This window comes from Rhizobium sp. YTUHZ045, assembly GCF_051124255.1.
Taxonomy (GTDB): domain Bacteria; phylum Pseudomonadota; class Alphaproteobacteria; order Rhizobiales; family Rhizobiaceae; genus Rhizobium.
The window spans coordinates 168313-194514 of sequence record NZ_CP101434.1 but is presented as its reverse complement, the minus strand read 5'-3'; the positions used below and the strand labels follow the sequence as shown (position 1 = coordinate 194514).

Below are 26202 nucleotides of genomic sequence, written 5' to 3'. Positions count from 1 at the left end.
GAGCCATGCTGTTGAAGATTTCCTATGAGGACGGCAGCGGACGGGAAGTGATCCCGCTCTCGGCGAATGAGACCTATTTCGTCGGCGAAAGCAGCACGCTTTCGCTTCCCGCCGGCGCCGGCGTCGTGCGGCTGCGCGGCAGCCACGTTTCCTCGCCGCAATTCGTGCTGCGCAAGTCCGGCCAGGGATGGTCGGTGCAGCATCATGGCCGCAACCCGACCCGGGTCGACGACCAGCCGCTTCGGGCCGGCACGCCGGTGGCGGTCTCGGCCGGCATGTCGATCTGGGTGCCGAATGTCACGATCGAACTGGTCGAGCCGGCGGCGGCGCCGGAGGCGGTGACGCAGTTTCCGGACCAGGAGCGGGTGCTGGCGCTGCAGATGGAAATCCATGAGCGATTGCTAAAAGACACGCAATATGACCGGCTGGTGAAATCCTCCGATTTCGGCCGCGAGGAGACGCGCAGCCGCATTCGCGAGCGCCTCGACCTGTTCATCAAGGAGGCGCTGGACGCCGCACCGCAGGATCTCGTCATCCTCGTCATCAAGAACGCCGTCTACCGGTGGCTCGCAAAACGCATTGCCCGCACCGGCCGGCGCGACGGCGCGGGCAATGCGGCAAGCCTCGCACGCGAAGAGCAGGACAACCGCCGGCTCTTCGATGTCGGCAAGGCGCTGATCTCGGCGCTGCAGCTGAAGCTGAACTTCGAATCCACCCGCTCCGACTTCGTCCAGCTCGACACCAAGTTCGGCGCCGCCTTCCAGGCCCGGCAGGCGCTCTTCAATGCCGGCGACCGCTACGAGATCGCCCATATGCACCTGCGCTCGAATATCGAGGAGCTGATGTATCGCTGGGGCACGATCTCGGAACTGATGGACCTCGACGTCATCTCGGAAATCATGGTGACGCGGTATGACGAGATCTATGTCGAAAAATTCGGCCTGCTCGAACGTTATCCCTTCGCCTTCGCCAATGAGCGTCAGCTGATGAAGGTGATCGAGCGCATCGCCGTCGATTCCAACCGCTCGATCAACGAGAGCGAGGCAATGGCCGACTTCCGCATGCCTGACGGCTCGCGCGTCAACGCCGTCATCCCGCCGCTCGCCGTCAAGGGCGCCTGCCTCACCATCCGCAAGTTCGGCGGCAAGTCGCGGCTCGACATCAGCAAGCTGGTGGCCGCAGGCGCGCTCAGCGAACCGATGCGCGCCTTCCTCGAGGCGGCGGTGCGTGCCCGCAAGAATATCGTCGTCTCCGGCGGCACCGGCTCCGGCAAGACGACGCTCTTGAACAGCCTATCGCAATTCATTCCGGTCGGCGAGCGCGTCGTTGCCGTCGAGGACACGTCCGAACTGCAGCTCGACGGCATTCATGTCGTCTACCTGCAATCGCGGCCGAAGACGGCGGAGAGCGAAACCAGCGTCACCATCCGCGACCTCGTGCGCAACGCGCTGCGCATGCGCCCCGACCGCATCATCGTCGGCGAGTGCCGCGGCGCGGAGGCGATCGACATGCTGCAGGCGATGAACACCGGCCATGCCGGTTCGATGACGACGGCGCATGCCAACACGCCGCAGGACATGATGACCCGGCTTGAGGTGATGGTGCTGCAGGGCCAGAGCTCGCTGCCGGTGACGGCGATCCGCCAGCAGATCGTCGCCGCCGTCGAGCTCGTCGTGCAGCTCAACCGCCTGGAAAGCGGCCGGCGCGCCGTCACCGAAATATCCGAGGTGATCGGCATCGATCCGGATACCGGCCTCATCATCGTCGAGCCGATCTTCAATCTCGTCGGCCGCGCCGGCGGCCAGGCGGTGCATGCCTTCACCGGCTATCTGCCGAGCTTCGTCGCCGAACTCGTCGCCTTCGGCGAAGACGGCGAGATCAAGAACCTCGATATGTTCGTTTGAGGGTGGAACCATGGACATCAGCCTTCTGCAGATCCTGACGATCGCCCTCGGCGCAGTGACCGCGGGACTGCTCGTCTGGGGCGCGCCGATGCAATGGCCGGCACCGCTGCTGCGCGCCACCGAACGCGATATCGCGCTCGCTAGCGAAGCGGCCCAGGTCTTCGGCCGCGACGCCGTGCCGCCCTATACGATGATCCTCGCCTATACCATCACCGCCATGATCGTCTTCGCTCTGATCTCGCTGATCTTCGGGCCGATCTTCGGCATCGTCGTTGCCATTCCCGTCTCCTTCTTCCTGCCCAAGGCGACGATCCGTTATTTCCTGCGGCGCCGCTGGCTGCAGATCGAATCGCAGCTTCCCTATGCCGTCGACCAGATCGTTTCGGCGGTGCGCACCGGCAAGCCGCTCGCCGTCGCCGTCAATGCGGTTGCCGACACCGGCCAGATGCCGGCCTCGCGCGAATTCGAGCGCATCGCCCGCGAACAGAAGCTCGGCATCGGCCTGGTCGAAGCGCTCGACCGCCACGGCCGCACGGTGCCGAGCCTGCATTTCAAGATGGTCGACGCCGCCCTCGGCCTGTTTGCCCGCCAAGGCGGCGACATATCCGAGCCGCTGACGGAAATGTCGAAATCCTTCAAGGAGATCTGGAAGCTCGACCAGAAGATCAGCACCTCGTCGTCACAGGCGCGGATGAACTTCCGCGTCGTCAATGGCGGCGCGCTGTTCATGATCCTGATGATCTTCTTCGGCCAGCCGGAGCTGATCGACAAGGTGTTCGGCAACGCCATCGGCATCGTCATCGCGATCGTCGGCGCCATTCTCTACGCCACCGGTTTCTTCTGGATGCGCTCGATGATGAAGGTGTCGGTATGATGTCGGCAATCCCCCTCGCCCCGATCATCATTGTCCTTGCCGGCATCACTGCGGCGCTCATCGTCTGGTGGATCGGCGATCTCCTCGGCAGCATCAAGGTGGTGCGGCGGTCGGCTGGTGGCGACGGGCCGCCGCCGAATATCGTCGACAGCATCGGCATGCGCACGCCGGTCGAATTCGTGCTGAGGCAGTTCGAGCCGCTTCTGGCCGATTTCGGTGCGCAGCTCGAAAAGAAGCTGATCTATGGCGGCCGGCCCTTCGGCGGCGTGACGGGGCGTGAATATATCGCCCTTCTCGTCGTCCTCAGCCTCTTCGGCTTCATCCTGCTCGGCGTGCTGTTCGGCATTGCGAGCGGCAGCGTCATCGGCGGGCTGGCCGCCGGCCTGATCCTCGGCTTCATCCCCGCCATCTATTTCTGGGTCGTCGCCGACGACAAGATGCAGGACCGTAAGGAACGCATCTCGCGCGAATTTCCCTATTTCCTCGATCTCGTCGTCATGACGCAGCAGGCGCAGGCGACCCTGCCGGAGAGCCTGCGGCTCTATGCCGAGGCAGCACCCGGCACCGTGATGACCGAGGAGATCGAGCAGACGCTGAAGGACGTGGCGCTCGGCACCGGCATGATCGAGGCGCTGCAGCGCCTGGAGGCGCGCATGACGGCCGAGGAGGTGGTGCGCGTCATCCGCGCCGTCATCCAGGGCGAGGTCGAGGGCAGCAACCGCGTCGAGCTGTTGCGCGAACATGCGCGCGACCTGCGCTTCCGCCGCTGGGAAAAGGCCGACAGGGCCAGTGAGAAGCTGAAGGCCAAGATCGTCATGCCGGCTATGTTGATCGTCGTGTCGATCCTTCTTCTGGTGCTGGCGCCTGCTATCGTCGAGATGATGTCGAGTGGGATGTTCTGATCATGGTCTTTTCTTTCTTTCGCGGCAACAAACCGAGCCTTCTGCAGACCGGCCCCGGCGGCCAGAGCCGCAGCCATGTGCTCGACCGGGCGGAAATGTCGATCGGCCGGGCAGCCAATGCCGATATCGTGGTCGACGATCCGTTCCTGGCGCCGATCCACGCCCGCATCGAAAAGCAGAGCGACGGCGGCTTCATCATCCGCCGCATGGGGCTGAACCCGATCATGCTGCGCGGCGAGGCGCTGCTGCAGACCGCCTCTCTCAAAACAGGCGACAGTTTCCGTCTCGGCAAGGATGTCGAATTCCAGTTTCTGGAGAAGGCGCCGGCCAAGGAGGCGCCGAAAAAGGAGGCTGCCAAGGCAGACGACGGCAAGCCGAAAAAGCCGCTTTTCAAACAGCCCGCCTTCCTCGCCGGCATAGGCCTCGTCTACCTCGCCGTCGTCGGGATCATCGGCTACGTCATCCTCTCCGGCGGCGGCAGCACGGAGGCCGGCCCGACGGCCGAGCGCATCAATGCCGAAGCCGCACGCATCCCGACATGCATCAAGAACGCCAGGCGCCTGCGCCAGGTTTCCGAGCAGACTTTCAACGGCGCCGTCAGCGGCCGCGTCGGCCGCGATGGCGACGTCACCTATGCCGCGCTTGCGCTGGCAGCCGAACCCGCCGACGACGCAGCTCTGGCAAAGGCGGCGGAGCCGATCGTCGAGGCCTACAAGCGCACCGCGCTCGCCGCCCTTGCCTCGGAAAACCGCGGCAACAACACGCTGGCGCAGAGCCTCTATCAGCAGACCTACGATCTCGTTCCCGACGTCAACTGCTCGGCCGCGCGTTTTGCGCTACAGCGCCGCGCCGCCACCAAGCCGCCGGCGCGGCGGTGATTGGCGGTTCGAAACTCTTCAAAACGGCTCGGAGGGTCGACCGGCCAGCCCGCGTCGTAGTCACGCCTACGGCCAAGCCGGCCGGTCGATCAGGAGGCCCGCAGATTCGCCTGGCAAGTCTGCGAAACCCCTGAATGCCGGAGGCAGCTTGAGTATGCCCTCGCCACGCCTTTCGCCTGACGAAAATCCGCTCCGGCAGAGTTAGCCTTCAATGGTTTGGCTTTGCTATGTTTGTAGGTCGTGATGCCGTCCGGATTAGCCTCATTTGTTGCCGGGCCCGCTCGAACCGCAGTCGTTGCAGTTGAAGTTCTCCGGGTTGCCCTTGTTTGTTGAGGTGTCCTTGGTGCCGCTGCTGCTTCCTGCGTTGTCGTTCGGCGGCGTCTTGCCGCTTTCACCCATGGTTGTGGTCTCGTCCCGTGAATTGCTGTTGGCAGCAAACGTCGACTGAAGCCCACCGAGCAGAAGTGCGAGGGCGGTGAAAACCGAAAGCGTAAGTCTCGACATGGTACATGCTCCTTGATCGGGGTTCACTAACATCAGGCATGCGCCAGAACGTTCCTTTTGGAGATGTGCTGGCTTCCCCTCCGGCGTTGGTCGCCAACGGACTACGAATCCTCGCCCCGCCTCGCGGCGGGAGCTGAATCGGATGTTAGGATTCTCCTCATTGGAGGTCGGCTATCGGCTTCAACGCGCGATACGCAATCCATCTGACACGTGAGAATGTTTGCCCATAGCAAAAACCTCCATTTCCGACTGATCTCTGCAGTCGGAGGAGGATTTATGCCTTTCCACAAGACGAGAAGACTATAATCAGGGCGGCGACAGATCAACTTACTAATTGTGTGATTTTCTTAGTTAATTCGGGCTAAGACGTGAGTAGACTTGCACCCCCCGGGGATCGGACTCTGTTATTCATATGCGTCCACTGCGTTAAGCCGCGCATCAACAGTGCCAGGCGGATGCGGGTCCGAGCAGCGCCGCATCCTCCAACGTCCCTCATGCTGAGGTGCGCAGCCCGAAAGGGCGAAGCGTCGAAGCACGCCGCAACGCTGCTTCTTGCAGGTATCAACGCCTGAGCACCCGCCTCGTCCTTCGAGGCCCTGCGGGGCTCCTCAGGATGAGGCTCTCTTGAACCCCGGCGCTATATTCTCCAACCCCGTGATCTGTATATGCATCCAAGCGCCTGTTATCGGAGCGCGGCATCCTCCAACGTCCCTCATGCTGAGGTGCGCAGCCCGAAAGGGCGAAGCCTCGAAGCACGCCGCAACGCTGCTTCTTGCATGAAGCAACGCCTGAGCACCCGCCTCGTCCTTCGAGGCCCCTGCGGGGCGCCTCAGGATGAGGCTCTCTTGAACCCCGGCGCTATATTCTCCAACCCCGTGATTTGTATATGCACCTCAAGCGCCTGTTATCGGAGTGCGGCATCCTCCAACGTCCCTCATGCTGAGGTGCGCAGCCCGAAAGGGCGAAGCCTCGAAGCACGCCGCAACGCTGCTTCTTGCAGGTATCAACGCCTGAGCACCCGCCTCGTCCTTCGAGGCCCTGCGGGGCTCCTCAGGATGAGGCTCTCTTGAACCCCGGCGCTATATTCTCCAACCCCGTGATCTGTATATGCATCCAAGCGCCTGTTATCGGAGTGCGGCATCCTCCAACGTCCCTCATGCTGAGGTGCGCAGCCCGAAAGGGCGAAGCCTCGAAGCACGCCGCAACGCTGCTTCTTGCAGGTATCAACGCCTGAGCACCCGCCTCGTCCTTCGAGGCCCTGCGGGGCTCCTCAGCAACCGTGTTGTTGCGGTTCGCTCCATGGGGTTCGTCTTTTGATGATAGTGTTGATCATGACGATGAATTTCCGCATGGCGGCGACGAGCGCGACCTTGGGTGGTTTGCCGGCAGCGCGCAGTCGTTTGTGGAAGGCCTTGATGGCCGGACTGCAGCGAATGGCCGAGAGCGTTGCCATGTAGAGGGCGCAGCGGACGGTGGCGCGGCCGCCGGCGATGTGGCGCTGGCCACGCCAGGTGCCGCTGTCGTGGGCGACCGGGGCGACGCCGACGAGGGCTGCGAGTTTCTTGTCGTCGATGGCGCCGAGTTCGGGCAGTTCGGCGATGAGCACGGCGGCGCCGACCTCGCCGATGCCCGGCACGGTCAGCAGCAGGTCGCGGCGTGCGGCCATGTCGGGTTCGGCCTCGATGGCGAGCGCGATGGCGGCATCGACGCGGGCGAGCTGGCTTTTGAGGGCGGCGAGGGTCTCGCCGATCAGGGTGGCGACGGCTTGCGGGGCGTGTTCGAGGCGGTTCTTCTCAGCGACCGCCATGTCGATGAGCTGGCGGCGGCGGGTCACGAGGGCAGCAAGCGCGATGCGGCCGTCGTCGATATGGGGGATCTGTGCCGGACGCATCGCTCTGGCGAAGTGGAGAATGACGCGGGCGTCGACCTGATCGGTCTTGGCCAGCCGGCCGCTGGCCCTGGCGAAATCGCGCACCTGGCGGGGATTGACAACGGCGACGGCAATACCGGCGGCCATCAGCGCCCTGACGATCGCCATCTCGTAACCGCCGGTGGCCTCGACGACGGCCAGCTCGGCGCCGGCTATCGCCGTCGCCAGCGCGGCCCGGCCTGGCGCGTCGTTGTCGAAACGGACAACGGCGCGTTTGCCCTCGACGGCCACGTCGAAATGGGCTTTCGAGACATCGATGCCGACCATGAAAGCTTGCGGGATACGCATGGGTGCTCCTCCTTGCAACGCGGGCTCGAAGCCCAATCAACCGTTCGAGCGAAGACATCGCGACGGAGATGCTCGCTGAGGCACGAGTTCGAAACCCAAGGATGACACGCATCCCCGTCGCGCAGCCCGTTTATACACCAACGGCAACGTACAAGGATGAGGCTCTCTTGAACCCCGGCGCTATATTCTCCAACCCCGTGATCTGTATATGCATCCAAGCGCCTGTTATCGGAGTGCGGCATCCTCCAACGTCCCTCATGCTGAGGTGCGCAGCCCGAAAGGGCGAAGCCTCGAAGCACGCCGCCACGCTGCTTCTTGCATGTATCAACGCCTGAGCACCCGCCTCGTCCTTCGAGGCCCTGCGGGGCTCCTCAGGATGAGGCTCTCTTGAACCCCGGCGCTATATTCTCCAACCCCGTGATCTGTATATGCATCCAAGCGCCTGTTATCGGAGTGCGGCATCCTCCAACGTCCCTCATGCTGAGGTGCGCAGCCCGAACGGGCGAAGCCTCGAAGCACGCCGCAACGCTGCTTCTTGCATGTATCGACGCCTGAGCGCCCGCCTCGTCCTTCGAGGCCCCTGCGGCACCTCAGAATGATGCTCTCTTGAACCCCGGCGCTACGGTCCGGCGGGGATGCCGCTGCACATGCGCAGAGCACTGGCATCCGCGCCGACCCTGGCATAAATTGATTTCATCGAGGGAGGCACCATGATGCAGAAGAATGCCCCGGACTTTAGCCTTGAGCACAAAGTGACTTTGGTAACAGGAGCGAGCCGTGGCATCGGCCGGGCTTGCGCGCTTGCCTGTGCCGCAGCAGGCTCCGATATTGTTTTGGGGGTTCGCAATGTCGCAGCGTCGGCGGGTCTGGTTGCCGAGCTCGAGGACACGGGGCGAAAAATCCTCGCTGTTGAACTCGACATTCCCAATAAGGCCCATATCGAACAAGCCATCGACGCCGCGCTGACGACATTTGGCCGGATCGACGTCCTCGTCAACAATGTCGGGGTGGCGCCCGGCAATCTCGCCGAACTGGTCGAGGAGAAGGACCTTGACGAGATCCTCGATGTCAACATCAAGGGCACCTTCCTGATGACCCAGGCCATCGGGCGTCAGATGATCGAACAGAATGGCGGCCGGATCATCAGCATCAGCTCACAGGCCGGCACCGTGGCGCTGCGCGGCGAGGCGATCTATTGCATGAGCAAGGCGGCCATCAATCACCTGACGCGCTGCCTTGCAGCCGAATGGGCCCGCTATAATGTCACCGTCAACACCGTATCGCCGACCTTCATCCACACGGATGGGACGGCACCCTTTCTATCCGACCCCGCCAATCGCCAAGCGACGCTCGATCACATTCCGCTTGGCCGGATCGGTGAAACCGATGATGTGGTGGGCGCCGTCGTGTTCCTGGCATCGCCGGCGGCGAGCCTCATCACCGGCGCGAACCTGCTGGTGGATGGTGGCTGGTCCGTCGCCTGAGGCCAGCCCACGCCGTCGGAAAGTGCGATGCGACTTATGCCGCGCTTTTGCGGCCGCTGAATCCGTCCGAAGATGCTGGTGGCAAAAGCCTCCGAGCCGATCTTCGCAGCGGCATCTAGCCGACGATTTCGACGCAGAACTCAATAAAGGCTCGGACCTTGGCCGGTACGTGATGGCGGGAGGTGTAGAAGCAGTGCAACGGAAAGGTCTCATCGGGCCAATCCGGATAGAGATCGACCAGCTGGCCGCAATCGAGATAGGGCTTCATGCCGAGCGAGAAGACCTGGGCAATGCCGATCCCGGCGAGACAGGTAGCAAGCGCCGTACCGGCATCATTGACGAGGATGCGCCCATGCGTTTGGATCGGCACCACCTTCTTTCCGCGCCGCAACTCCCATTCGAAAGGCCTGCCCGTCAAAGGGTCCTGATACTGGATGCAGGTATGATCGGTCAGGTCGGCAGGCAGCTTCGGCGTGCCGTGCCGTTCAAGATAGGACGGCGCAGCAACCGTGATCACCCTCGTGCGAAAAAGCTGCCGGGCAATCAGCGAGTTCTTCGCCGGGATTTCGCCGAAGCGCACCGCCACATCCATGCCGTCGGCGACAAGATCGCCGATCTCGTTCCTTGTCACCAGCTCGAGCTGAAGATCGGGATAGCGGTCGAGAAAGGTGCCGAGCTTCGGCGCGAGGATCAGCCGCGAAAAATAGGGATCGACATTAATCCGCAGCCTCCCACGCACCGTTTGCGTCGTCCCGGCCGCATAGGCAGCGGCTTCTTCGATGCCGCCAAGTAGCGGCACCACCTGCTCGTAGAAACGCGTACCGTCATCGGTGAGCCTCAGGGAACGGGTCGTCCGCTCGAGCAGGCGCACGCCGATGCGGCTCTCAAGCCGCGCCACTGCCCGGCTGACTCCGGAAGCTGTCAGCCCCAGCGCCTCGCCCGCCCGCGCAAAACTGCCGCTCTCAACGACGGCGGCCAGCACGCTGACCCCATTCAGCAATCGTCCGTCGAACATCATCCAGTTCCTGATATTGTGTCATGAATTATCTGACAAAAGGGCAATTCAGTCAAAAGCGGCTTTGGCGCATCTTTCTTTCATCGCGGCGCAGGCCGCTGCCAAAAGGAGTCCGAGAATGTTTGCTGTGACTGGAATAACAGGTCAGGTCGGCGCCGTGGTCGGCACGAAATTGATGGATCAGGGACTGCCTGTCCGTGCAGTCCTGCGGAATGCGGGAAAAGCAGGCGCCTGGCGGGACCGCGGCGCGGAAATCGCCATTGCCGAAATGACAGACGCGCCGGACCTCGCCCCGGCCTTCGAAGACGCCGAGGGCGTCTTCCTGCTTCTGCCGCCAAGCTTCGATCCCGCGCCGGGCTTCCCGGAGGTAAAGGCAATCATCGAAGCACTGAAGACCGCCCTCACAAGGGCGTCACCGAAGAAGGTGGTCTGCCTGTCGACGATCGGCGCTCAGGCAAAGCAGGAGAATCTGCTGAGCCAGCTCGGCCTCGTCGAGCAGGCAATGTCGACACTTCCGATGCCGGTCGCGTTCCTGCGCGCCTGCTGGTTCATGGAGAATTCAGCCTGGGACATCGCACCGGCAAGGGAGAGCGGCATCATGCCAAGCTTTCTGCAGCCGGTCACCAAGCCGGTGCCAATGGTTTCCGTGCGCGATGTCGGCGCTACTGCGGCTGAAATGCTGCAGGAGGACTGGACCGGTAAACGCATCGTCGAGCTTGAGGGTCCGTTCCGCATCACGCCGCTGCAAATGGCGGAGGCCTTCTCTGCGGTGCTCGGCAAGTCGGTCCGTGCCGAGCCGGTTGCAAGAGAGACATGGGAAGCGCTGTTTTTGAACCAGGGCATGCAGAACCCCCGACCCCGTATGCGCATGCTTGACGGCTTCAACGAAGGCTGGATCGAGTTCGAAGGCGGCGAGGCTCGATCGCGCAGGGGCACAACCACCTTTGAGACCGCAATCCGCAAACTGGTCGAACGCGGTTGATGAACACGCCGTGGCGGCTTCAGCAATCCCATGGAGGTCGCTACCTGAGGCCGAGGCGCCTGCCCAGCGGCACAAGTCTCATACAGCCTTTTCGGCGGTCTCGCTATTTAGTCCATCGGGGCGCGTCAGGACGAGTCACGAACGAGCCCATCTATATACGTCTGGAGCGAGATCGATCCGCGAATTGAGTCCTCGGGATATTCGGGGCCATCGGCGGTGAGAGCCGTCATCCTGGCATATGAGTGAGCCGCCGCGTCGGAGAAGCCCAAATTGCGGTATGCGTCTTCCCAGGCTTCCCGCCGGATCACCTCGACGCGGACGGCGCGGCCGAGGGCGGCGGCGAAGGCTGCGGCAACATCATTGGGAGAGTATCGTTCCGGCCCTTCGACGGCGTATATGCCGATCTGCTCGATCGGCTCCTGCAGCAGCCGCGCAGCCACCCTTCCCAGATCCTCCGGCGCGACCATCGGGAGCCTGAGGTCGGCCGGGAGCATGGTCGACAATACCCCGTCCTTCGTGACGGGGCCCACCATCGCATCCCAGTTGCTGTAGTAATAGGCTGCGCGGATAATACTGGCGGGAATCGGCTGATTTCTCAGGCCCGCCTCCAGTTCATAAAGTACGTTGAGATCGCCGCATTGCTCGCCCGGCTGCGCGCCCATGGTTGATTGCGCCACCACTTTCTCCAGTCCCGAGCCTTCGATCGCCTCGAGCAGGCAGCGCACGGTCTCGCGTTCCTCCCGATCCGTATCGCTCGCGATGTCAGCGTTGGGGTTCAGCAGGAAGGCCCGCTTCCCGCGGCGGAACACCGTCCGCAGCGAGATGACGTCGCGGACGTCGGCGAGCGCGACTTCTGCGCCCCGCTGTCGCCACGCGCCTGCCTTCTCAGGGTTTCTGGTGACGATGGTGACGGCTTCACCCTGGTCGAGCAGCGTCTTCGCCACGGCGGAGCCGACGCGCCCCGTCCCTCCGACAATGATGTACATCGGTCATGCCTCCCGCAATCATGCCGAGCACAACACTTCGCCCCTGCCAAAGGTTCCCTTGTCGTCGCAGGCGCAGTGCACGGATGCGGCGCGCTAACCGGCGGCTCTGAAAAGAACCGGAAGCAACCTCAAATGGGCCAGTGACTGGGCGTGCTGCAAGAGATCCTACGGTTGCAATCCAGCTGTCGCCTGGCTCGCACCATGTGATCCAGAGGCTATGACGACGCATTAAGTCGCTGCACCAATTCCCGTGCGTGTTCTTCCATCCAGGCCAGTTCGAGCGCGCCTTCATCAAGGACGCCACGGCGTTCCAATTCCATTTCCCATGCCGAGCCGGAGGCAGCGAGATTGCGCATATGTTGCTGCATCTGCCGCACCCTTTCGATAGCTGCCTGCATGATCTCAATCTCCGGCTTTATCCCATAGGCGTCGAGGAACAGCTGGAAGCGTCGCGCCTTCTCGCGGACGCCTTTCGGCAAACCATGCGCTTCGCATTTGTCGTCACGCCAGAAGGGCACCCAACGCCACGCAATGAAGCCGAGGTCCCAAGAGCGCGGTCCTGGTGCTGCAGCATCCCAATCGATGAACGCGACAGGGAGCCCAGCCCGAAAGACGATATTCCAGGGTGAGAGATCATTGTGACAGATCGTCTCGACCGGTTCTTGAGGTTGAAGACGCCAGTTGCGCTCATTCCAGGGAAAGCTTGCTGCAGCATCGTGGTAGCATCGCAGCAATTTCCCTAATTCGACAAGGGCGCGGTCGCTCCAGACATAGTCAGGAAGCCGGACGTCGAAGCGGCCAAGTTGATCCGGGATGAAGCCTTTGCCCATGCCGACTTCACCTTCGACGTAAGTGAGACATTCGCGTCCCTGATCATCGAAGCCGAGCGCACGGGGAGCTCCTTCAAATCCTTGCCGTTCAACGTGGCGAAGCAGGTCGAGAACGGCGGAAGACCATGCGCGGCCACCCCGCCGAACCGTGCCGCCGACCCGGACAACATTCGAATCTGCGCCACCTGTGAGAGGAATTTCCGGCTCGCCCATGCCCAAGCTTAGCCAGGGGCAAACCAGAGGGTCAAGCCGCGGCGCTATTTTCGCTGCGTATCGAACGGACGGGAGGGCGGCTCCGCAAGGGTGATGCGATTGCCGTCCGGGTCCGCGATCTGGGCAATCCTTCCGTAGTCGCCCTCGGATTCATCTGTGAGCGTCACGCCGGTCTCTTCGAGCGCTCTGCGGGCTTCATCCATTTTCGGCACCACAATGGTCAGCCTGCCGAACCCGGCATTCTCCTTTTCGAGGAAGATTTGAATGTTCGCTCCGGCGACATTGCGCCATTGGATCAACGCCTCCATGGGGCGATCATCGGGCTCCCGGTCGAACAGCTGCGTGTAAAACTTCTCCGCTTTATCCATGTCTGCCGTTGCGAGCGCGGCGTAGATTCCCTGGATCAGCATTGCCATACCCTCCTTGCTTACCGCCTCCACGGTAATGAAACAGGACGAGTTGCGTTCCAACCGTGCGTGGATGGCGGCAAAGGCAATGAAGGCCGTGCGCTACTCGGGCAGGCTGGAAAGCAATTCGTCGAGCTGTTCCAACTGCTCCGGCAATGCGACAGCCGAGCCCTGCAGTGCTTCCTCAAGCGCCTCCTTGGACGGATAGACTTCGTGGAAAACCAAAAGCGTCTTCCCGCCTTGGTCCTCGAAGGTCACGGTCGTGATCGCGCCCTCTTCGCCCTCGTCGTTGGTCCAGACAATGCGCTCGTTCGGCACCACCTCGAGATACTTGCCATAGAAGGCCATGGTGTCCGAACCGCCGGCGCCGAATTCCAGCCGATATTTGCCGCCGGTGCGGACGTCCATTTCGCATGATACGAGCGAAATGCCGGGTGCTGATTTCGGCACCCACCAGCGCTGGAACAGCTCGGGCTGGCTCCACGCCCTGTAAATTGTGCTCGGCGGCGCATCGAATATCCTGGTTACCACGAGTTCGCGATCCCCTCTGCGCTCGACCGACGTGCGGTTCTGCGCGCCACCTGCCCTCTCAACTTGCTCAGTCATCGCTTTCCTCCCGTTTCATTTCGCTGATGATTTCGTCCAATGCTTCGAAGCGGGCCTCGAACAGCCTGCGATGCGCCTCGATCCACTCGGCCTCTGCCTTGAGGCCGCGTTTCCCCAGCTTGCAGGTTCTCACCCGTCCCACCTTCTGCGTGACGACGAGCCCCGCCCGCTCGAGAACCTGGACATGCTTCTTCATGCCGGTCAGCGTCATCTGGAACTTGTCCGCGAGACTGGTGATCGACGCGTCCCCTCGCCCAAGCTGATCGATGATCCCGCGGCGGGTCGCATCCGCCAGCGCCGCGAACGAGAGATCGAGGGGTGGACTTTCATACTGAACCATATGGTTCAGTGTATAACCTGCTCGCGCAGGTAGCGCAAGTGTCCCCGAACTTTCCCTGCCGAAGACCGGTCCCTCGAGGTCATGTACCGCGGCGCCGGCACGGAGGACAGCTGCCGAGTATCTCGGCAGCTTCGCGCCCTCATTCCAGCGACGACGACACGCCGTTGTCGCTCCCAAAGCGGCTACGAAGGAAGATGCCGATAATCGGCGTTCAGGCGGAGGACTTCAGGGGAGATGAGCGAGGATATCGTCAACGACACCAGTAATGCTACCAGCCGCGTCGATATTGATACCGACGGGAAGATGCTCCCGTGTCTTATGGTAACGGAGCACCAGAGCCCGCTCGGCCGGTTCGAAGCCCGGCTCATCGGGCCGCCCATCCAATCGTCGGTTCAAAGTCTCGACGTCGATGTCGAGCACGAAAACCTTGTCGAACAGGTGCAGGAATTTGTGGAAATTTCGCGAGCCGCCACAGAAGAAAGTAACAGGGTGGGTGGTGTCGGCAGCAATGGCCCGGACCTTTTCGGCAGGCCAAACCCAATGTGCATATCCCCAGGCAATGCGGTCGGCGCCTTCGGGTGGTCCCGCGAGTGCGCGGCCTGTCTCGGGGTCGCCCACATATGCCAGGACGCGGTCACCATGGACAACATGGTAGCCCCGCCGCTCCAGTTCGGAAGCGACAGAGGTTTTTCCAGTGCCCGAACTGCCTTCGATCAAATAGTTCTTGATGCCCATAAGGGCTTTTATCACGGGCTTCAATCCGGCGAGAAGAGTCTTACCGTGCGGCGCCCGCACAACGAATGCAGTGATCGTCCGCCGTCCGACCTGCCTCAAACTCTACGAAGAACCTCGGCAGCGGGTGCGGAGGCAGAGTGCCGCAGTCAGTGAAATTCGGCGGAAGCTATCCGAGCTTAACAGTCACAGCAAGGTTTCGGTCACTTAAGCGTCTCGAAGCGGCGCCACGCCTCTCTGAACTGCGGCTGATCATACGCAGATGGCTGTAGCCAGATAGACGCTGTGCCGTTTCTGCTCTTCGTAGGATCGCTGTGATGGCAGAGTTCCTTCACTTCGTTCAGAGTCATGATGTAGCAGACCGGAGCGTCAGTTTTCGCTTTGATCGTGATTATCCACCAATCAGACCTCAGATTGGAGAGATTATTGCCAAGGCCGACGGGGTCGCGCTTCGTGAGCCCCTTACTCTGGACCCCGAACATGATGGTCTCAGCATCGTTTGAACAAAACAGATCGCTGCCTTTCGAATTGCGGGCCGTTAACATAACGTTCCAGCCCTTCCTGGAGAGCTGCCACGCCGCATAATGCAGAGCAGCGTTCCCTGTGCCTTGCGATGATTTTACATCCATTCTGAACCCGCCCTCAGCCTAGCTGCTTGAGCCGCTTATCTAGCTAGTGAGACACTCTCCCGCCAAACAAAAGGCCAATCAGTAGAATGGAACCGAAAGACAGAAGCGAACCTCTCCATGCGATGGAGGCTGCCTTGCGCAATGAACGGAATTCGTCGGCGACGTAGTACCTGTGGAAACGGCTGCGCCGGCGTGCTTGTCGTTCCCGCCAGCTAAAGCCCTGATCTTCTGGCTTATCGACCAGACACCCGGTCGCTGCGAGCACCTTGATCATCACCCAAATATTGACGGCAAAGCTCACAAGAAACGCACCGTAGCAGATCAAAACTACCAACTGCAAGACGAGCGGTTGATCGGCCATTCCCAGCACATCCTATTAAGTACGTATACCCTTAAGATCATCTATCAGAATAAACCTGTCAATTTTTCGCTCGCCACGCACTGCGACTTTTAGCTTTGCTGAATCGACGACTTAGAGACCAAGGTTAAAGCGGCCTCGGCCCTGCTTCGTCAGCCAAACCGTTCCACCAGGAAATCGATCACCGTCCGCAGCATCGCTGTCGGGCGCCGGTTTGGGGCATAGATGAGATACATCGGCACAGGCCTGTAGGACCATTCCGGCAGCACCTGCTCGAGCCGTCCTTCGGCGATATCGGCGGCCAGCAGCAGTTCCGGCTGAAGCACGATTCCCGCGCCGCTGAGCGCTGCCATGCGCAGTGCTGCGCCCTGATTAGTGGAAAATTTTCCGGAGATCGGCACATCGCGCATTTCGCCGCCCGGCCCGACCAGGTGCCAGAGATCCGACATGCGCCAATAGGAGTGGCCGAGGCAGAGATGGGTCGTCAGATCCTCCGGCGCCGCCGGTCGGCCATGGCGGGCAAGATAGGCTGGCGCGGCGGCGAGGATGCGCCGATAGGGCGTGAGCGGGCGGGCGACGAGACTGCTGTCTGAGAGCGGGCCGATGTGGATGCCGAGCTCGAACCCCTCGCCGACGAGATCATGGACATTGTTGTCGAGCGACAGCTCGATGCTGACGTCGGGATAGGTGTTCTGATAGTCGATGAGCGCCGGCACCAGAACTTGCGTGCCGAAGCTGACGGGCGCCACCAGCCGAAGCCGGCCGCGCGGCGCCGATTGCAGCTCGCTTGCCGAAGCCTCGGCCAGCGCCACTTCGGCAAGCGCGCGCTTGCAGCGCTCATAATAGAGCTGGCCGACCTCCGTCAGCTGATGGCGCCGCGTGGTGCGATGGATGAGCTTGGCCCCGAGCCGGGTCTCGATCGTCTTGATGTGCTTGGCAACCATGGCCGGCGATACCCGCGCAATCTCCGCGGCGGCCGCGAAACTGCCATTGTCGATGACCCTGACGAACATCGCCATGCCGGCCAGCTTATCCATGATTGCCTACTCGCAGGTTTTGAATGACGATACCGGCAGCTTATTTATCAACCTCAGCATTTACAACATAGTCGTCGTGCCCGCCCCAAGGCGACGGACATTGCCAATAACGAAGGAAAAAACATGCCCATTCTTCACCTGCAGATGCATCCCGGCCGCACCGACGAGCAGAAGCGCGCCTTCGTGCGCGAAGCAACCAAGGCCGCCGTCGAGACCCTGGCCTGCCCGCCGGAATCGCTGGAAATCCTGATCACGGAGATCGCCAAGGATTCCTGGTCGGTCGGCGGCAAGCTGAAATCTGACGTTTGAGTGACGACTGCAGCGTCAAAGGCTCCGGCTGCGGTAAGCCGGCCATAGTTTTAGAAAGGGAGCCGGCAGTCGACTCCCTGCTACTTGCCATAGGGCAGCCCAGCTCCGCGCGGGCCTATGTAAAGCCTACTTTTGGATTCGGCCCTGATCAGACTTCTTCCTTTACCGAAGAGAACGGCTGCTTTGCGCCCTCGGTATTGCCGTTCAAGTTATTTGTGCCTTCGCACAAAAGCGGACTTTGCTGACGAAATGGCCATGATAGGACACTCCCCCCCATGCTCCGGCACTTCCCTACCGATGCTTCTTCCAAACAGGCTTCTGCTTGAACGGTTTTTTATCAATCACGCCTTTGACGACATGGAAGCCGTCATCCTGCAGCCGCAGTACCGCCGGAAAATCGAAGTATTTTACGTTGATGTTTGCTAAGTGCCACTGGCTTTCGAGATACCCTCTGAACTCGGTCGCGCGTTTGTATCTATCCGCGATTTCAAACGAGGAAGCCAAATCCGATATTGAAGATCGGCAGCCTTCGTCGAATATCGGCGTATCGGTTGACGTTGCATCTAGGAACGAAAACGCCCCAATCCAATGTTTTACATGATAGATTCCAACCGAAGTTGCTCTGAAATAAAACTGATCCGGTAACTGATTTTCGGCGACTTTCAGCTCTCTGTAATGTGCGTAAGGTGTCTCTATGAGTCGTTTAGCTGCTAGGCGTCGCAAGGCATTCCGAGTCTGATCTTCAATGAAGCCGTGATGCAACATTTCGCTGACTACGAACTCGCCCAACACGAATCCGTCGCTATCCTTCTCGCCTATGTTGGAACTCAAGTAGGAAACGACGAGAGGAGAAAGGAAATGTTCTCGTGCATCCGCCGTTGAGACGTCAAAAACATTTTGGGCCACCAGGGAGGATTGCGCATTGAAGTAGGCGTATTCACCTAGCAGAGCATGTTTGGTGAATTCGTGCAGGGGAATCTTATAGCTGCCGGTTTCCTGCTCGATTCTCACAATTTTTTGAGAATCAACATTCGGGCTGCCGCAGAACGAAGTAATCAGTTCTATGACAGATCGTGTGTTTCCAGAGCTAATGTTACTTAAGAATTGCTGTATTGCTTGATTTGATCTAACCGCGCGCAATGTTGCGTTGAGAAAAGCTACCACACTGCCGAGTTGAAGCTTGATGCCCTCTAGTTTCCCAGGATTCTCCTTCCCCTCCGCCACCCGAACCGCGAATGTTAGGCGGCGTTGAACCACCTCGTCTGCCGGCGGCGGAGAAATTGTTAAAATCTTGTTTTGATAGCCTGAAAGTGCGCCGGTAGTTTTGGAGTCGTAGAAAGTGCTAGGTCGCAGTGCGATGAAAATTAGCAAATTTCGCCATGACGCCAACTCCTGCGAGATAAGAAAGGCTTCCTGCTGTACGGCTAATCCTCTCTGGTCGGCATTGTCCATGATAATGATGATTTGCTTGCCACGACCGCGCACGATGTGACCGAAAGCGGCCATCAGGTGATTGTCCTGTTGCGCAATTTTCGCTGATAGAAACTCAATTTTTTCTTTCTCGTAGGCTATTGGATCGACAGCTTTCAATCTGCCTTTTACGCTTTCGTCGAATGCTCGGAGCTCTTCATAGTAAATCGCGTCAGCGAACGACGACGAGTTTATATCAACGCCGTACTTTTTCTTGAGAACTGCTGGAATCTCTGAAAGCACAAACGTTTTCACGTCCTTTGAAAGATTAGCTTTGATGCCGAGATTTATGTGAATGAAATAGGTGTTTGCTTTTTCACCGACGTCCATTCGTTCGAAGAGATTTTCGAAAAACGATGTTTTTCCAACGCCGACATCGCCCAACACCACTACCGGACGGGAACTCGCTCGCCCCAACACCGCAGTTTCATCGATGGCGCTTGGGGTGATTCCATCACCGCTTACGCGTTTGTACCGCGCCGAAATAATTTGCTTGCTTAGCAGCAGATGGCGATTGTTGGCTTCTATTGGGACGTAGCAATCGCGGTAAAAGGCTGATTTGAGGTCCGGATTGTCTTCAATCTCCTCTAGCAATAGCCCCGAGAGGTCCCGCAGATTCTCCTGAAAGGGACTTCTGTAACGATGCTTCATCGGCTCGGGGATCACAACCGACGCCTTTTCTGGTATCCGCGGGTTGCGATGAATCGCGATGTCTCTGTACGCTCGATTTTCGGAAATTCCCTCGGGAGACAACAGCGTCCACAAAAGCGGGAAGTTCGACAGATAGCTCTCAAACCCGTTGAATAGGAAGCATTCGCCGTCAAGTGGTGATTGACCGGGAATAATTGCTTGGAAGATTGCCAACTGTGGGCCGTTGCAGACGATGGCTACTTGCGCGCCAAGTAGCGAGCAGTAAGGGATGACTTGATGCACCGCCTCCCTAAAGTCCGGAAACGCTTTCATAAGAGGCTCGAGCTTGCGGACCAAGGTAGGTTTGCCTACTGGCAGGTCGCCGAATGCCTTTGCCTCGCGTTTCGCCTCTAAGACGGCTTTAGCCGGATTCCCAAGCACATAATCTGCTTTCCCGCCGACACCGTCCTGCACTTCAACTCGGATATTTGGCTTTTCCCAACCCAAACACTCGATCAACAGGCGGTCAACAAACTGGAATCGGTTTTCAGCTTCATTCCAATGGGAGCTATCAGACGGAAATTGCGTAATAATCGATCGGAGCCGCTCTTCTCCTTCGCTTAACTCGAACGGTGCTTGCATTTGTCCCCCGGTTTGCTCCCTGCCCCACAACTGTTTGCTTAATTTTGCATGCTTGGTGAGCAACACTAGCGCGATGTTCGATCTATACAAAGTGGTCCGACCCAAATGTCAGTAGTTGAATGAGGGCGTGACATGTCTCTGACAAGAGGGCTTACTCGCCTTTCATGCATGAGCGGACCGTCCGCTACCGGGCCCAAACCGGTCGTTCCTCCACGAAAACCTGAGGAAAGCGGATAGACCGTGAAGGAAAGCCTATATTCGCAGCGTGGGGGGAAGACCGGCCCGTCGCTCACTCATGCCCTGCGGAACCAACGATAGAGTACGGACACCCGCCTCTTCGGCCGCACGCAGAAGCACTTCGCGGAATTGTTCCGGGGCAATTTTGCCGGTGATGGCGTCGACGCAGGCTTTGACGGCAGCCATATATTCCTCGCCGTCATCGCAAGGCCAGTCGTTCATCAGGAGACGCGCCGCGTCGCCCAATGTCCACACGATCTTGCGAGATTTCGGACCTCGCAAAGCAAACCCGACAGGCGTGAATGCTGATGATGTATTCCAGCACATTTCCCCGACCCCTCAACGCACGGATACTACAGTCCCCATGTTCAATGTACGCGCGTATTTAAAAATTTGGAATTGAAATTTGTCGTGAGGCACGGCTTGAACGCGAATTTGTGAATGAAAGTTCGCCGTAATTCGGCGCTTACGCTGACGGGGCCGCTGCCAGAGCAGAGGGAGCGCCAATCCAAATCATATCAAAACGCAAACCCTCGAACACGTCCCGACGTTTCGGCCGAACCTGCGAGCGCTTTTGGGGATCTGAGATCCATGCAGCGTTATCTGCCGATGCGTCAGGTTGTCGGCTTGACGCTGCTTTTTGTTGGCACAGATTTCAGGCGGATACGAAGCTGCCCTCCTTCGGCATGAGCGACCTCAAAGGCGTTCGTCTTCCTAACCAGATCGCTCAACTTCTTGAATCCGAACGTCCGTGGGTCGAAGTCAGATGCCAGATTGGCAAGTTGCGTTCCAACTGCGCCAAGCGGGATCCATCCATCGTCGGTCTCCATCTCCGCGATCACTCTTTTGATGATCGGTATTGCGGCGCTAGGCGGCCGCAATGAAGACACCGCCTGTGCGGCGTCCGCGCCGTTCGACACGACTGAAGGCGCCAGATTTTCGGTGTAGATGAACCGGCGGCATGCCTGGCGGAAGCTCTCCGGCGTCTTCTGCTCCCCGAAGCCGAAGACATCGATCCCTTGTTCCCGGATGCGTGAGGCGAGACGCGTGAAATCGCTGTCGGATGACACCAGGCAGAAACCGTCGAACCGGCCACTATGGAGCAAGTCCATCGCATCGATAACAAGCGTGATGTCGGATGCGTTTTTACCTGTGGTGTAGGCAAACTGTTGTTGAGGGATGATCGCGTGTCTTGCAAGGACGTCGATCCATGCTTTTGAGCGAACGTTAGCAAAGTCGCCGTAGATGCGCCGTACGCTCGCTTCGCCGATCTTGGCTATTTCCTCGAATAGGCCGTCAACGATCTTCGCGGAGGCGTTGTCAGCATCGATTAGAACAGCAAGACGTGGTGAGCGTGGTTCAGGCATGTCGAAGCTCCGTGGTGATTGAGCCCAAAATTGAGCAGGCAGACTAGGTAGCTCCTTGAGCCAAACGTTTGCATCACGCATGATCTATAGCAAATGACGCAGCTAAAGGGCGCCATAAATGGAGTGCCGTGCGACCCCCTCATCCGACCCTTCGGGCCACCTTCTCCCCGATGGGGAGAAGAAGGAGCAAGGTCCGCTGACACTGTCAGGTGACAGGGGATCTCTCAGACCGACGTAACGCCTCCGGAGCTAATCCACTGTTGAATATGCCGCGCCGTCTCTGCAGGGGACAAGTGCGTATTGTCGATAGTCTTCCGGAAGGTCGCGCCGTCGTCGAAGAGAACACGCTCACCTGCCAAGGCGTCCAAGACATCTGGATCCTGAATTTTCCCGAGGGCTCCGCGTTCTCCATTCACAATGCGATGTCTATTCTCGACAGCGGAGCAGGTGAGCGTAACGGAGAAGAGAGGGCATCCTCGTGATTTAGCCAAATCTGCAATCGCCTGCCAGTTTTCCTCAAGAAATCCACTCGCTCCTCCGCGAGCCACGACGTTCGTTAGAATGACCGGAAGCGCTGGCGGTAATTTGAGTACTGCTGCAAAGGCGGCTGATCTGACGGCGCGAACCAACTGGTAGTATTCAGAGGTTCCGCTCTCGGCCAAAGCACTTCCCACATTTAATATGGTGTGGTTGTCGAGGAGTCTTCCGCCAATGAGTGCTCTCAACTCACGCCCGGTTGTCAGTTTTCCCACGCCGGGCCAGCCATTCAAATTGATCAGCATGGCAAAATTCCTATGAGGTTGGACGAGCTTTTTGCTTGCCTTGTCCTTGAGATGATCGCATCAGGCGCAGGGCGCAATGATCACGAGAAGCCCTTGAATAATGATCATTCTCACATCCTCGAAGAAACGCGGCCGCTGCTCACCCATTCCCCGCAGAACCAGCGATAGAGTAGCGATACCCGCCTCATCGGCCGCATGCAGCCGCGGAGTTTCGCTTTCTGGTCCCGCCCCTTCGTCACCTCAACTCAGCACTGACACGAAAAATCCCGCCGGCGGACGCATCCGAGCAGACGACGAAAGTGGAGCCTTCCTGCGCCATGAAGGCGACGTTGCCGCCGGCTTCGCAGGGGGTGGCGCTCCATTGCAGGATGATGTCGCCGTTGTCGGGGAGTTTTTCCGTCGTCAGCTTGACGGCGCTGGCCATCCATTCGGTCGCCGACGGCAGGTGGACGGGGGCGTTCAGCTTTTTCGACAGCCAGGCGGTATAGTTCTGCGCCTCGGCGAGCGGCACGTCGTCGGCCGGCTGCTCGGGATTGCCGGCATAGGCCTGGGCCGAGGCCGGGTCTGCGTTGGCGGTGTAATACTGCGCCATCTCGGCGCGGGTGACCGCTTTCGCCTGCATGCAGAAGGATTTTTCGACCTTCACGGCGCCATTGGCGACGCCGAGCATGCCGCCGAGCTCCTTCAGCGACGAGGTCATCAGCCGGACATTGTCGAGCGAATAGCTGCCGGCGGGAATGGTCTCGAAGGCGACATTCGGCGCAACCGGGCAGAAGCCGCGCGCCGACAGAGCTTCAAGATCGGCGAGGATCAGCTGATAAGCTGCGATTGCGAGCTTGTAGGCCTCAGCGGTGTAGCGGCCGTCGGCCTCGGTGAGCTTCGGCGCGAGCGCGGCCAGCGTCGGATCTGTGGGGCCGGCGCGTGTCGTCAGCGAGGCGTGGAGATCGGTGACTTTCTGCCTGAGCGCCGTCGCCTCGTCCTTGGCCGCCATCACATCCGATATCAGCGCGGCGAAGAGCTTGGCGGCGTCGGCGTAGCCCGAGGTCGCCGCCGGCAGCTGCCATTGCTCGGCCTTGGCCTTGGCCTCAGTCATCAGGCCGCTCGCCTTGGCGACGTCGGGGCTGTCGCCGGCGCCGATGCGGGTGACGGTTTCGCGTTTTGCCGTAGCGTCCTTTTCGGCCGCCGTCAGCGCCGTCAGCGCCTTGGCCAGATCGTCGTAAGCCGTTCTCGCCGCCTCGTAATTATCGACCGCGCCGTGCATCTGCTGGGCGGCGGCGCTGTCGGCCGCGGCCTTCATCTTGCCGTCGGCCTCGGCAAAATTCGGCGCCTTGTCGCCGCCAGCGGCGGCAGCGGCCGATTTGGCCTTCTCGGCATTTTCTTTCGAGATGGCGATTAGCGACTTGCCGAGGCTGATGGCCGCCTTCTGGTAACCGGGAAGCGCCTTCTTATAGTCTTCGTCCTTGAGCAGGGCATTGGCCTCGGTCAGTGCCGCGGCGCCGGCATCATAGGAAAGCTTCGCCTCATCGCCGGACGGGCGTTCCGGTGCCTTGGCGGCGATGGCTTTGTCCCTGCGGCTTTCGGCCTCCTTCTTCCAGGTGCCGACATCGGCGACGAGTTTGGGGTCGGGGCGCAGCAGCTTAGGGATGGTGACGACGCCGACGCCGATGCAGATCAGGAGCAGCGCACCGATCATCGAGAAATGCGCCAGCGTCCATTTCTTCCGCTTCGGAGCTTCCGGCTGTTGCGGCATGCCGCCGCGCGGATCCCAGGCCATCGGCTGGATGCCGGTCGTCACACGGCTGAATTCGCCGAGCGCATCGGCGCCCATGCGCGGGCGCTGGGCCGGGTCGCGGCTCAGCATTCTTTCGACCAGGCTGGCAAGCCCCTCGGGAAAACCGGGGATCAGCACGTCGAGGCGCGGGAAGATGTTGGAGGGGTCGAGATGGATGTTCTTCCAGCTCTGCTCGCGCTGGTGTTCGTCCTCCCAGACCATGACGCTGTCGAAGACGCTGGCATAGGTCTGCCGCGGCAGGAAGAGCTTGTAGGCGATCATGCCCATCGCATAGATATCGAGCGCGGCGGAAGCCGAGAAGGTGCCGCTGGCGTAGATCTCCGGCGCGCCGAATTCCGGCGCATAGGGCGGAATGATGTGCTCGCCGATCCTGGAGATCAGGTGCAGGTTGCCGATCCGGACCGAGAGGCCGGAATAATCCTCCGACACGTAGATGCACTGGTCGGTCAGCGCGTTGTGGGCGTAACCCGCCCCGTGCAGCGTCGCCAGCCCTTCGAGGATATGGCGGCCGATCTCGATGGCGCGGTCATAGGCGACCATCTCGGTTTCCTCGAGATATTGGTGCAGCGTCTTCGACGGCCGCTTCTCGACGATGTAGAAGTTGTCGTCTTCCGGCGACGGCGGGATGAGGTCCTCGATTTCGACGAAGCGCCGCGCCGTCAGCGACTTGGCCTCGTTGACCGAGATCCAGACCCGCTCGAAGCGGGCCTTGTCCAGTTTCAGCGCCACGTCAGGCGCGACGATGAAGACCGAACGATCCATCCGCTTGTCCTGCGCCGGATAGACGATGAACTCGTTCTCATAGACCGGCTCGCCGATCGTGTAGCGGGCGATCAGATCACTTCTCATGCACGTGTCCCCCTGCCATTTTGTCTTCATCAAAGCGCATGTCATTCACCCGCCAGAAGCGGATCGCCGATCAGGCCGGCGGCCAGAAACAGCCCGGTCTTCGTATCCCGCAGCGCGAAGGCGAAACGGGCATCCGCGCTCACCCGCACCAGTTTCGGATCGATGCTGCGCTCGGTCACCACGGCCGTTGCCGCCGCCGCTTCCGTGCCGTTCTCATCGACCTTGATCATCGTCTTCTGCAGAACGCGCGACAAGCTGATGTTTTCCGTGGTGAACCTGGGAAAAGCCGCATCGCTCGCCTTATCAGGCGCCAGGCCCATCGCGTGGAGTGTCGGCATCAAATCACGCCCGTCATTGAGGGAAAAGCGGGGCAGGAAGATTTCCCCCTTGGCGGGTTCGAATTTCTCGCCCTGAAGCCAGGAGCCAAGGGTTTTGAGATCGGCGCCGCCGACGCCTTTTTCGGAGCGCGCCGCGATCACCACCATGCGGTAGGTTTCGCCTGCATAGGCGAGGTCGACGGCTGCGAAACGATCGTCGACGCGGAATTTCTGGCCGTCGCCGGCAAGATGCATCATCGGCACCGAGACCGTCGAGCCGTCCGGCCGCCGGAACGGGGCTGCCGGGCTCTCTGCCTCGAAGGCGGTTTTCCAGCGGGCCTTGAAGGAGAGCGCCCCGAGGCTGATGAAGCCGCCGCCGGGCGGCGTTTCCAGGATCGCCGGAATGGCGTCGCGCGTCGCCTGCTTGACCCAGCCGTTGATGTGCTCGACGGATTGCGGTTCGTCGAGATCCTCGATCGACGGCTTGATGCGGTGACCGGCCAGCATGGAGAGGGCATCGGGAACGAGCGCCAGCTTGTCGTCGAAGACGATCGCAACGCCTGACGCGAGCGGCGCGTCGGCCGCTGGCGGCGTCTTCGGGTTCATCTCGTCCAGCACCTTCTCCGGCCCCTTGACCGCATCGCCGAAACCCAGGCCCCTGGCGATGGCCGCCTTGCCCGCGTCCGAGGCGCCGAGGCCTGCGAGGCCGAGGGCGGCGGCAAGGCTTGCCGGCGACACCATGATGTTCGCCGCCCCCTCCTTCGCCAGCGTGCGGTCGATCAGGTCGACGGCAAGCCCGGCCTGGGCGGCAAGCACCGCCCTGGTGTCAGTGGCGTCGCCCGCATGGGCCGGCGCCAGCGCCATCAGGGAAGCGGCAAGGCCCGCCAGCAGAATGGATTTCGACATCA

The 26202-nt window shown here is 60.5% G+C and carries 25 protein-coding genes; 7 read left to right on the top strand and 18 right to left on the bottom strand.

Annotation, left to right across the window (positions count from 1 at the left end; translation table 11 throughout):
• Window positions 1–5 precede the first annotated feature (5 nt).
• From NMA58_RS28005 to NMA58_RS27990, 4 genes are read left to right on the top strand one after another with little or no spacing between them, the layout of a single operon-like run.
• The gene (locus NMA58_RS28005) at window positions 6–1904 is read left to right on the top strand and encodes an ATPase, T2SS/T4P/T4SS family (RefSeq protein WP_434714814.1); all 1899 of its coding nucleotides are present in this window, start codon (window positions 6–8) and stop codon (window positions 1902–1904) included.
• A gap of 10 nt (window positions 1905–1914) precedes the next feature.
• Window positions 1915–2778: a type II secretion system F family protein gene (locus NMA58_RS28000; protein ID WP_434714812.1), complete on the top strand. Its 864-nt coding sequence runs from the start codon at window positions 1915–1917 to the stop codon at window positions 2776–2778.
• Window positions 2775–3680, top strand: coding sequence for a type II secretion system F family protein (locus tag NMA58_RS27995; protein ID WP_434714810.1), 906 nt, complete (start codon window positions 2775–2777; stop codon window positions 3678–3680). Before NMA58_RS28000 ends, NMA58_RS27995 begins: the two co-directional genes overlap by 4 nt.
• A gap of 2 nt (window positions 3681–3682) precedes the next feature.
• Window positions 3683–4558, top strand: a complete 876-nt coding sequence (locus tag NMA58_RS27990; protein WP_434714808.1) for an FHA domain-containing protein — start codon at window positions 3683–3685, stop codon at window positions 4556–4558.
• Window positions 4559–4819: 261 nt separating this feature from the next.
• Here NMA58_RS27990 and NMA58_RS27985 read toward each other — a convergent pair whose 3' ends face one another.
• A complete protein-coding gene (locus tag NMA58_RS27985) occupies window positions 4820–5062 on the bottom strand; it encodes a hypothetical protein (protein ID WP_085780991.1) in 243 nt (80 codons plus the stop codon).
• Window positions 5063–6332: 1270 nt separating this feature from the next.
• A complete protein-coding gene (locus NMA58_RS27980; protein ID WP_434710125.1) occupies window positions 6333–7280 on the bottom strand; it encodes an IS110 family transposase in 948 nt (315 codons plus the stop codon).
• A gap of 713 nt (window positions 7281–7993) precedes the next feature.
• On the opposite strand from NMA58_RS27980, the gene NMA58_RS27975 reads away from it, so the two are divergent.
• Window positions 7994–8764: an SDR family NAD(P)-dependent oxidoreductase gene (locus NMA58_RS27975; RefSeq protein WP_434714894.1), complete on the top strand. Its 771-nt coding sequence runs from the start codon at window positions 7994–7996 to the stop codon at window positions 8762–8764.
• A 115-nt stretch (window positions 8765–8879) separates the two neighbouring features.
• Here NMA58_RS27975 and NMA58_RS27970 read toward each other — a convergent pair whose 3' ends face one another.
• The gene (locus NMA58_RS27970; protein ID WP_434714807.1) at window positions 8880–9779 is read right to left on the bottom strand and encodes a LysR family transcriptional regulator; all 900 of its coding nucleotides are present in this window, start codon (window positions 9777–9779) and stop codon (window positions 8880–8882) included.
• Window positions 9780–9897: 118 nt separating this feature from the next.
• Between NMA58_RS27970 and NMA58_RS27965 the strand changes: the two genes are divergently transcribed.
• The gene (locus tag NMA58_RS27965) at window positions 9898–10761 is read left to right on the top strand and encodes an NmrA family NAD(P)-binding protein (protein WP_434714805.1); all 864 of its coding nucleotides are present in this window, start codon (window positions 9898–9900) and stop codon (window positions 10759–10761) included.
• Window positions 10762–10886: 125 nt separating this feature from the next.
• On the opposite strand, the gene NMA58_RS27960 is transcribed toward NMA58_RS27965, so the two are convergent.
• The 9 genes from NMA58_RS27960 to NMA58_RS27920 form a co-directional block, all read right to left on the bottom strand.
• Window positions 10887–11747 carry an NmrA family NAD(P)-binding protein gene (locus NMA58_RS27960; protein WP_434714803.1) on the bottom strand — a complete coding sequence of 287 codons (861 nt, stop codon included), beginning with the start codon at window positions 11745–11747 and terminating at the stop codon, window positions 10887–10889.
• 215 nt (window positions 11748–11962) lie between these two features.
• A complete protein-coding gene (locus tag NMA58_RS27955; RefSeq protein ID WP_434714801.1) occupies window positions 11963–12790 on the bottom strand; it encodes an aminoglycoside phosphotransferase family protein in 828 nt (275 codons plus the stop codon).
• A gap of 44 nt (window positions 12791–12834) precedes the next feature.
• On the bottom strand, window positions 12835–13200 hold the full coding sequence (locus tag NMA58_RS27950) for a VOC family protein (RefSeq protein ID WP_434714799.1): 366 nt from the start codon (window positions 13198–13200) through the stop codon (window positions 12835–12837).
• A 99-nt stretch (window positions 13201–13299) separates the two neighbouring features.
• Entirely contained in the window at window positions 13300–13803 is a 504-nt protein-coding gene (locus NMA58_RS27945) for an SRPBCC family protein (protein WP_434714797.1), read from the bottom strand.
• The gene (locus NMA58_RS27940) at window positions 13796–14143 is read right to left on the bottom strand and encodes an ArsR/SmtB family transcription factor (protein ID WP_434714796.1); all 348 of its coding nucleotides are present in this window, start codon (window positions 14141–14143) and stop codon (window positions 13796–13798) included. The genes NMA58_RS27945 and NMA58_RS27940 overlap by 8 nt, the downstream gene beginning before the upstream one ends.
• Window positions 14144–14368: 225 nt before the next feature.
• Window positions 14369–14878 (bottom strand): nucleoside kinase, encoded by a 510-nt coding sequence (locus NMA58_RS27935; RefSeq protein ID WP_434714794.1) that lies wholly within the window; start codon window positions 14876–14878, stop codon window positions 14369–14371.
• A gap of 200 nt (window positions 14879–15078) precedes the next feature.
• A complete protein-coding gene (locus NMA58_RS27930) occupies window positions 15079–15504 on the bottom strand; it encodes a hypothetical protein (protein WP_434714792.1) in 426 nt (141 codons plus the stop codon).
• 43 nt (window positions 15505–15547) lie between these two features.
• Window positions 15548–15865, bottom strand: coding sequence for a hypothetical protein (locus NMA58_RS27925; RefSeq protein WP_434714790.1), 318 nt, complete (start codon window positions 15863–15865; stop codon window positions 15548–15550).
• Window positions 15866–16014: 149 nt separating this feature from the next.
• Window positions 16015–16899: a LysR family transcriptional regulator gene (locus tag NMA58_RS27920; RefSeq protein WP_434714788.1), complete on the bottom strand. Its 885-nt coding sequence runs from the start codon at window positions 16897–16899 to the stop codon at window positions 16015–16017.
• Window positions 16900–17022: 123 nt separating this feature from the next.
• Between NMA58_RS27920 and NMA58_RS27915 the strand changes: the two genes are divergently transcribed.
• Window positions 17023–17208, top strand: a complete 186-nt coding sequence (locus tag NMA58_RS27915; RefSeq protein ID WP_434714786.1) for a 4-oxalocrotonate tautomerase — start codon at window positions 17023–17025, stop codon at window positions 17206–17208.
• A gap of 291 nt (window positions 17209–17499) precedes the next feature.
• Here NMA58_RS27915 and NMA58_RS27910 read toward each other — a convergent pair whose 3' ends face one another.
• The 6 genes from NMA58_RS27910 to NMA58_RS27885 form a co-directional block, all read right to left on the bottom strand.
• Window positions 17500–19950 (bottom strand): hypothetical protein, encoded by a 2451-nt coding sequence (locus tag NMA58_RS27910; protein WP_434714785.1) that lies wholly within the window; start codon window positions 19948–19950, stop codon window positions 17500–17502.
• A gap of 252 nt (window positions 19951–20202) precedes the next feature.
• Window positions 20203–20514, bottom strand: a complete 312-nt coding sequence (locus NMA58_RS27905) for a DUF982 domain-containing protein (RefSeq protein WP_434714783.1) — start codon at window positions 20512–20514, stop codon at window positions 20203–20205.
• Window positions 20515–20801: 287 nt separating this feature from the next.
• Complete coding sequence (locus NMA58_RS27900; RefSeq protein WP_434714781.1) at window positions 20802–21554, bottom strand: NYN domain-containing protein; 753 nt, start codon at window positions 21552–21554, stop codon at window positions 20802–20804.
• 224 nt (window positions 21555–21778) lie between these two features.
• Window positions 21779–22336 carry an AAA family ATPase gene (locus NMA58_RS27895; RefSeq protein ID WP_434714779.1) on the bottom strand — a complete coding sequence of 186 codons (558 nt, stop codon included), beginning with the start codon at window positions 22334–22336 and terminating at the stop codon, window positions 21779–21781.
• Between the two features lie 235 nt (window positions 22337–22571).
• Window positions 22572–24977 (bottom strand): protein kinase domain-containing protein, encoded by a 2406-nt coding sequence (locus NMA58_RS27890; RefSeq protein ID WP_434714777.1) that lies wholly within the window; start codon window positions 24975–24977, stop codon window positions 22572–22574.
• Between the two features lie 41 nt (window positions 24978–25018).
• Complete coding sequence (locus NMA58_RS27885; protein ID WP_434714775.1) at window positions 25019–26200, bottom strand: serpin family protein; 1182 nt, start codon at window positions 26198–26200, stop codon at window positions 25019–25021.
• Window positions 26201–26202 lie beyond the last annotated feature (2 nt).

Coding starts and splice junctions, on each gene's coding strand:
- NMA58_RS27900 (WP_434714781.1), bottom strand. CDS start 21,554: ATGCCTGAACCACGCTCACCACGTCTTGCTGTTCTAATCGATGCTGAC.
- NMA58_RS27890 (WP_434714777.1), bottom strand. CDS start 24,977: ATGAGAAGTGATCTGATCGCCCGCTACACGATCGGCGAGCCGGTCTAT.
- NMA58_RS27930 (WP_434714792.1), bottom strand. CDS start 15,504: ATGGATGTAAAATCATCGCAAGGCACAGGGAACGCTGCTCTGCATTAT.
- NMA58_RS28005 (WP_434714814.1), top strand. CDS start 6: ATGCTGTTGAAGATTTCCTATGAGGACGGCAGCGGACGGGAAGTGATC.
- NMA58_RS27885 (WP_434714775.1), bottom strand. CDS start 26,200: ATGTCGAAATCCATTCTGCTGGCGGGCCTTGCCGCTTCCCTGATGGCG.
- NMA58_RS27985 (WP_085780991.1), bottom strand. CDS start 5,062: ATGTCGAGACTTACGCTTTCGGTTTTCACCGCCCTCGCACTTCTGCTC.
- NMA58_RS27925 (WP_434714790.1), bottom strand. CDS start 15,865: ATGGCCGATCAACCGCTCGTCTTGCAGTTGGTAGTTTTGATCTGCTAC.
- NMA58_RS27960 (WP_434714803.1), bottom strand. CDS start 11,747: ATGTACATCATTGTCGGAGGGACGGGGCGCGTCGGCTCCGCCGTGGCG.
- NMA58_RS27910 (WP_434714785.1), bottom strand. CDS start 19,950: ATGCAAGCACCGTTCGAGTTAAGCGAAGGAGAAGAGCGGCTCCGATCG.
- NMA58_RS27980 (WP_434710125.1), bottom strand. CDS start 7,280: ATGCGTATCCCGCAAGCTTTCATGGTCGGCATCGATGTCTCGAAAGCC.
- NMA58_RS27935 (WP_434714794.1), bottom strand. CDS start 14,878: ATGGGCATCAAGAACTATTTGATCGAAGGCAGTTCGGGCACTGGAAAA.
- NMA58_RS27990 (WP_434714808.1), top strand. CDS start 3,683: ATGGTCTTTTCTTTCTTTCGCGGCAACAAACCGAGCCTTCTGCAGACC.
- NMA58_RS27945 (WP_434714797.1), bottom strand. CDS start 13,803: ATGACTGAGCAAGTTGAGAGGGCAGGTGGCGCGCAGAACCGCACGTCG.
- NMA58_RS27950 (WP_434714799.1), bottom strand. CDS start 13,200: ATGCTGATCCAGGGAATCTACGCCGCGCTCGCAACGGCAGACATGGAT.
- NMA58_RS27915 (WP_434714786.1), top strand. CDS start 17,023: ATGCCCATTCTTCACCTGCAGATGCATCCCGGCCGCACCGACGAGCAG.
- NMA58_RS27995 (WP_434714810.1), top strand. CDS start 2,775: ATGATGTCGGCAATCCCCCTCGCCCCGATCATCATTGTCCTTGCCGGC.
- NMA58_RS27905 (WP_434714783.1), bottom strand. CDS start 20,514: ATGTGCTGGAATACATCATCAGCATTCACGCCTGTCGGGTTTGCTTTG.
- NMA58_RS28000 (WP_434714812.1), top strand. CDS start 1,915: ATGGACATCAGCCTTCTGCAGATCCTGACGATCGCCCTCGGCGCAGTG.
- NMA58_RS27965 (WP_434714805.1), top strand. CDS start 9,898: ATGTTTGCTGTGACTGGAATAACAGGTCAGGTCGGCGCCGTGGTCGGC.
- NMA58_RS27920 (WP_434714788.1), bottom strand. CDS start 16,899: ATGGATAAGCTGGCCGGCATGGCGATGTTCGTCAGGGTCATCGACAAT.
- NMA58_RS27895 (WP_434714779.1), bottom strand. CDS start 22,336: ATGCTGATCAATTTGAATGGCTGGCCCGGCGTGGGAAAACTGACAACC.
- NMA58_RS27975 (WP_434714894.1), top strand. CDS start 7,994: ATGCAGAAGAATGCCCCGGACTTTAGCCTTGAGCACAAAGTGACTTTG.
- NMA58_RS27955 (WP_434714801.1), bottom strand. CDS start 12,790: ATGGGCGAGCCGGAAATTCCTCTCACAGGTGGCGCAGATTCGAATGTT.
- NMA58_RS27940 (WP_434714796.1), bottom strand. CDS start 14,143: ATGGTTCAGTATGAAAGTCCACCCCTCGATCTCTCGTTCGCGGCGCTG.
- NMA58_RS27970 (WP_434714807.1), bottom strand. CDS start 9,779: ATGTTCGACGGACGATTGCTGAATGGGGTCAGCGTGCTGGCCGCCGTC.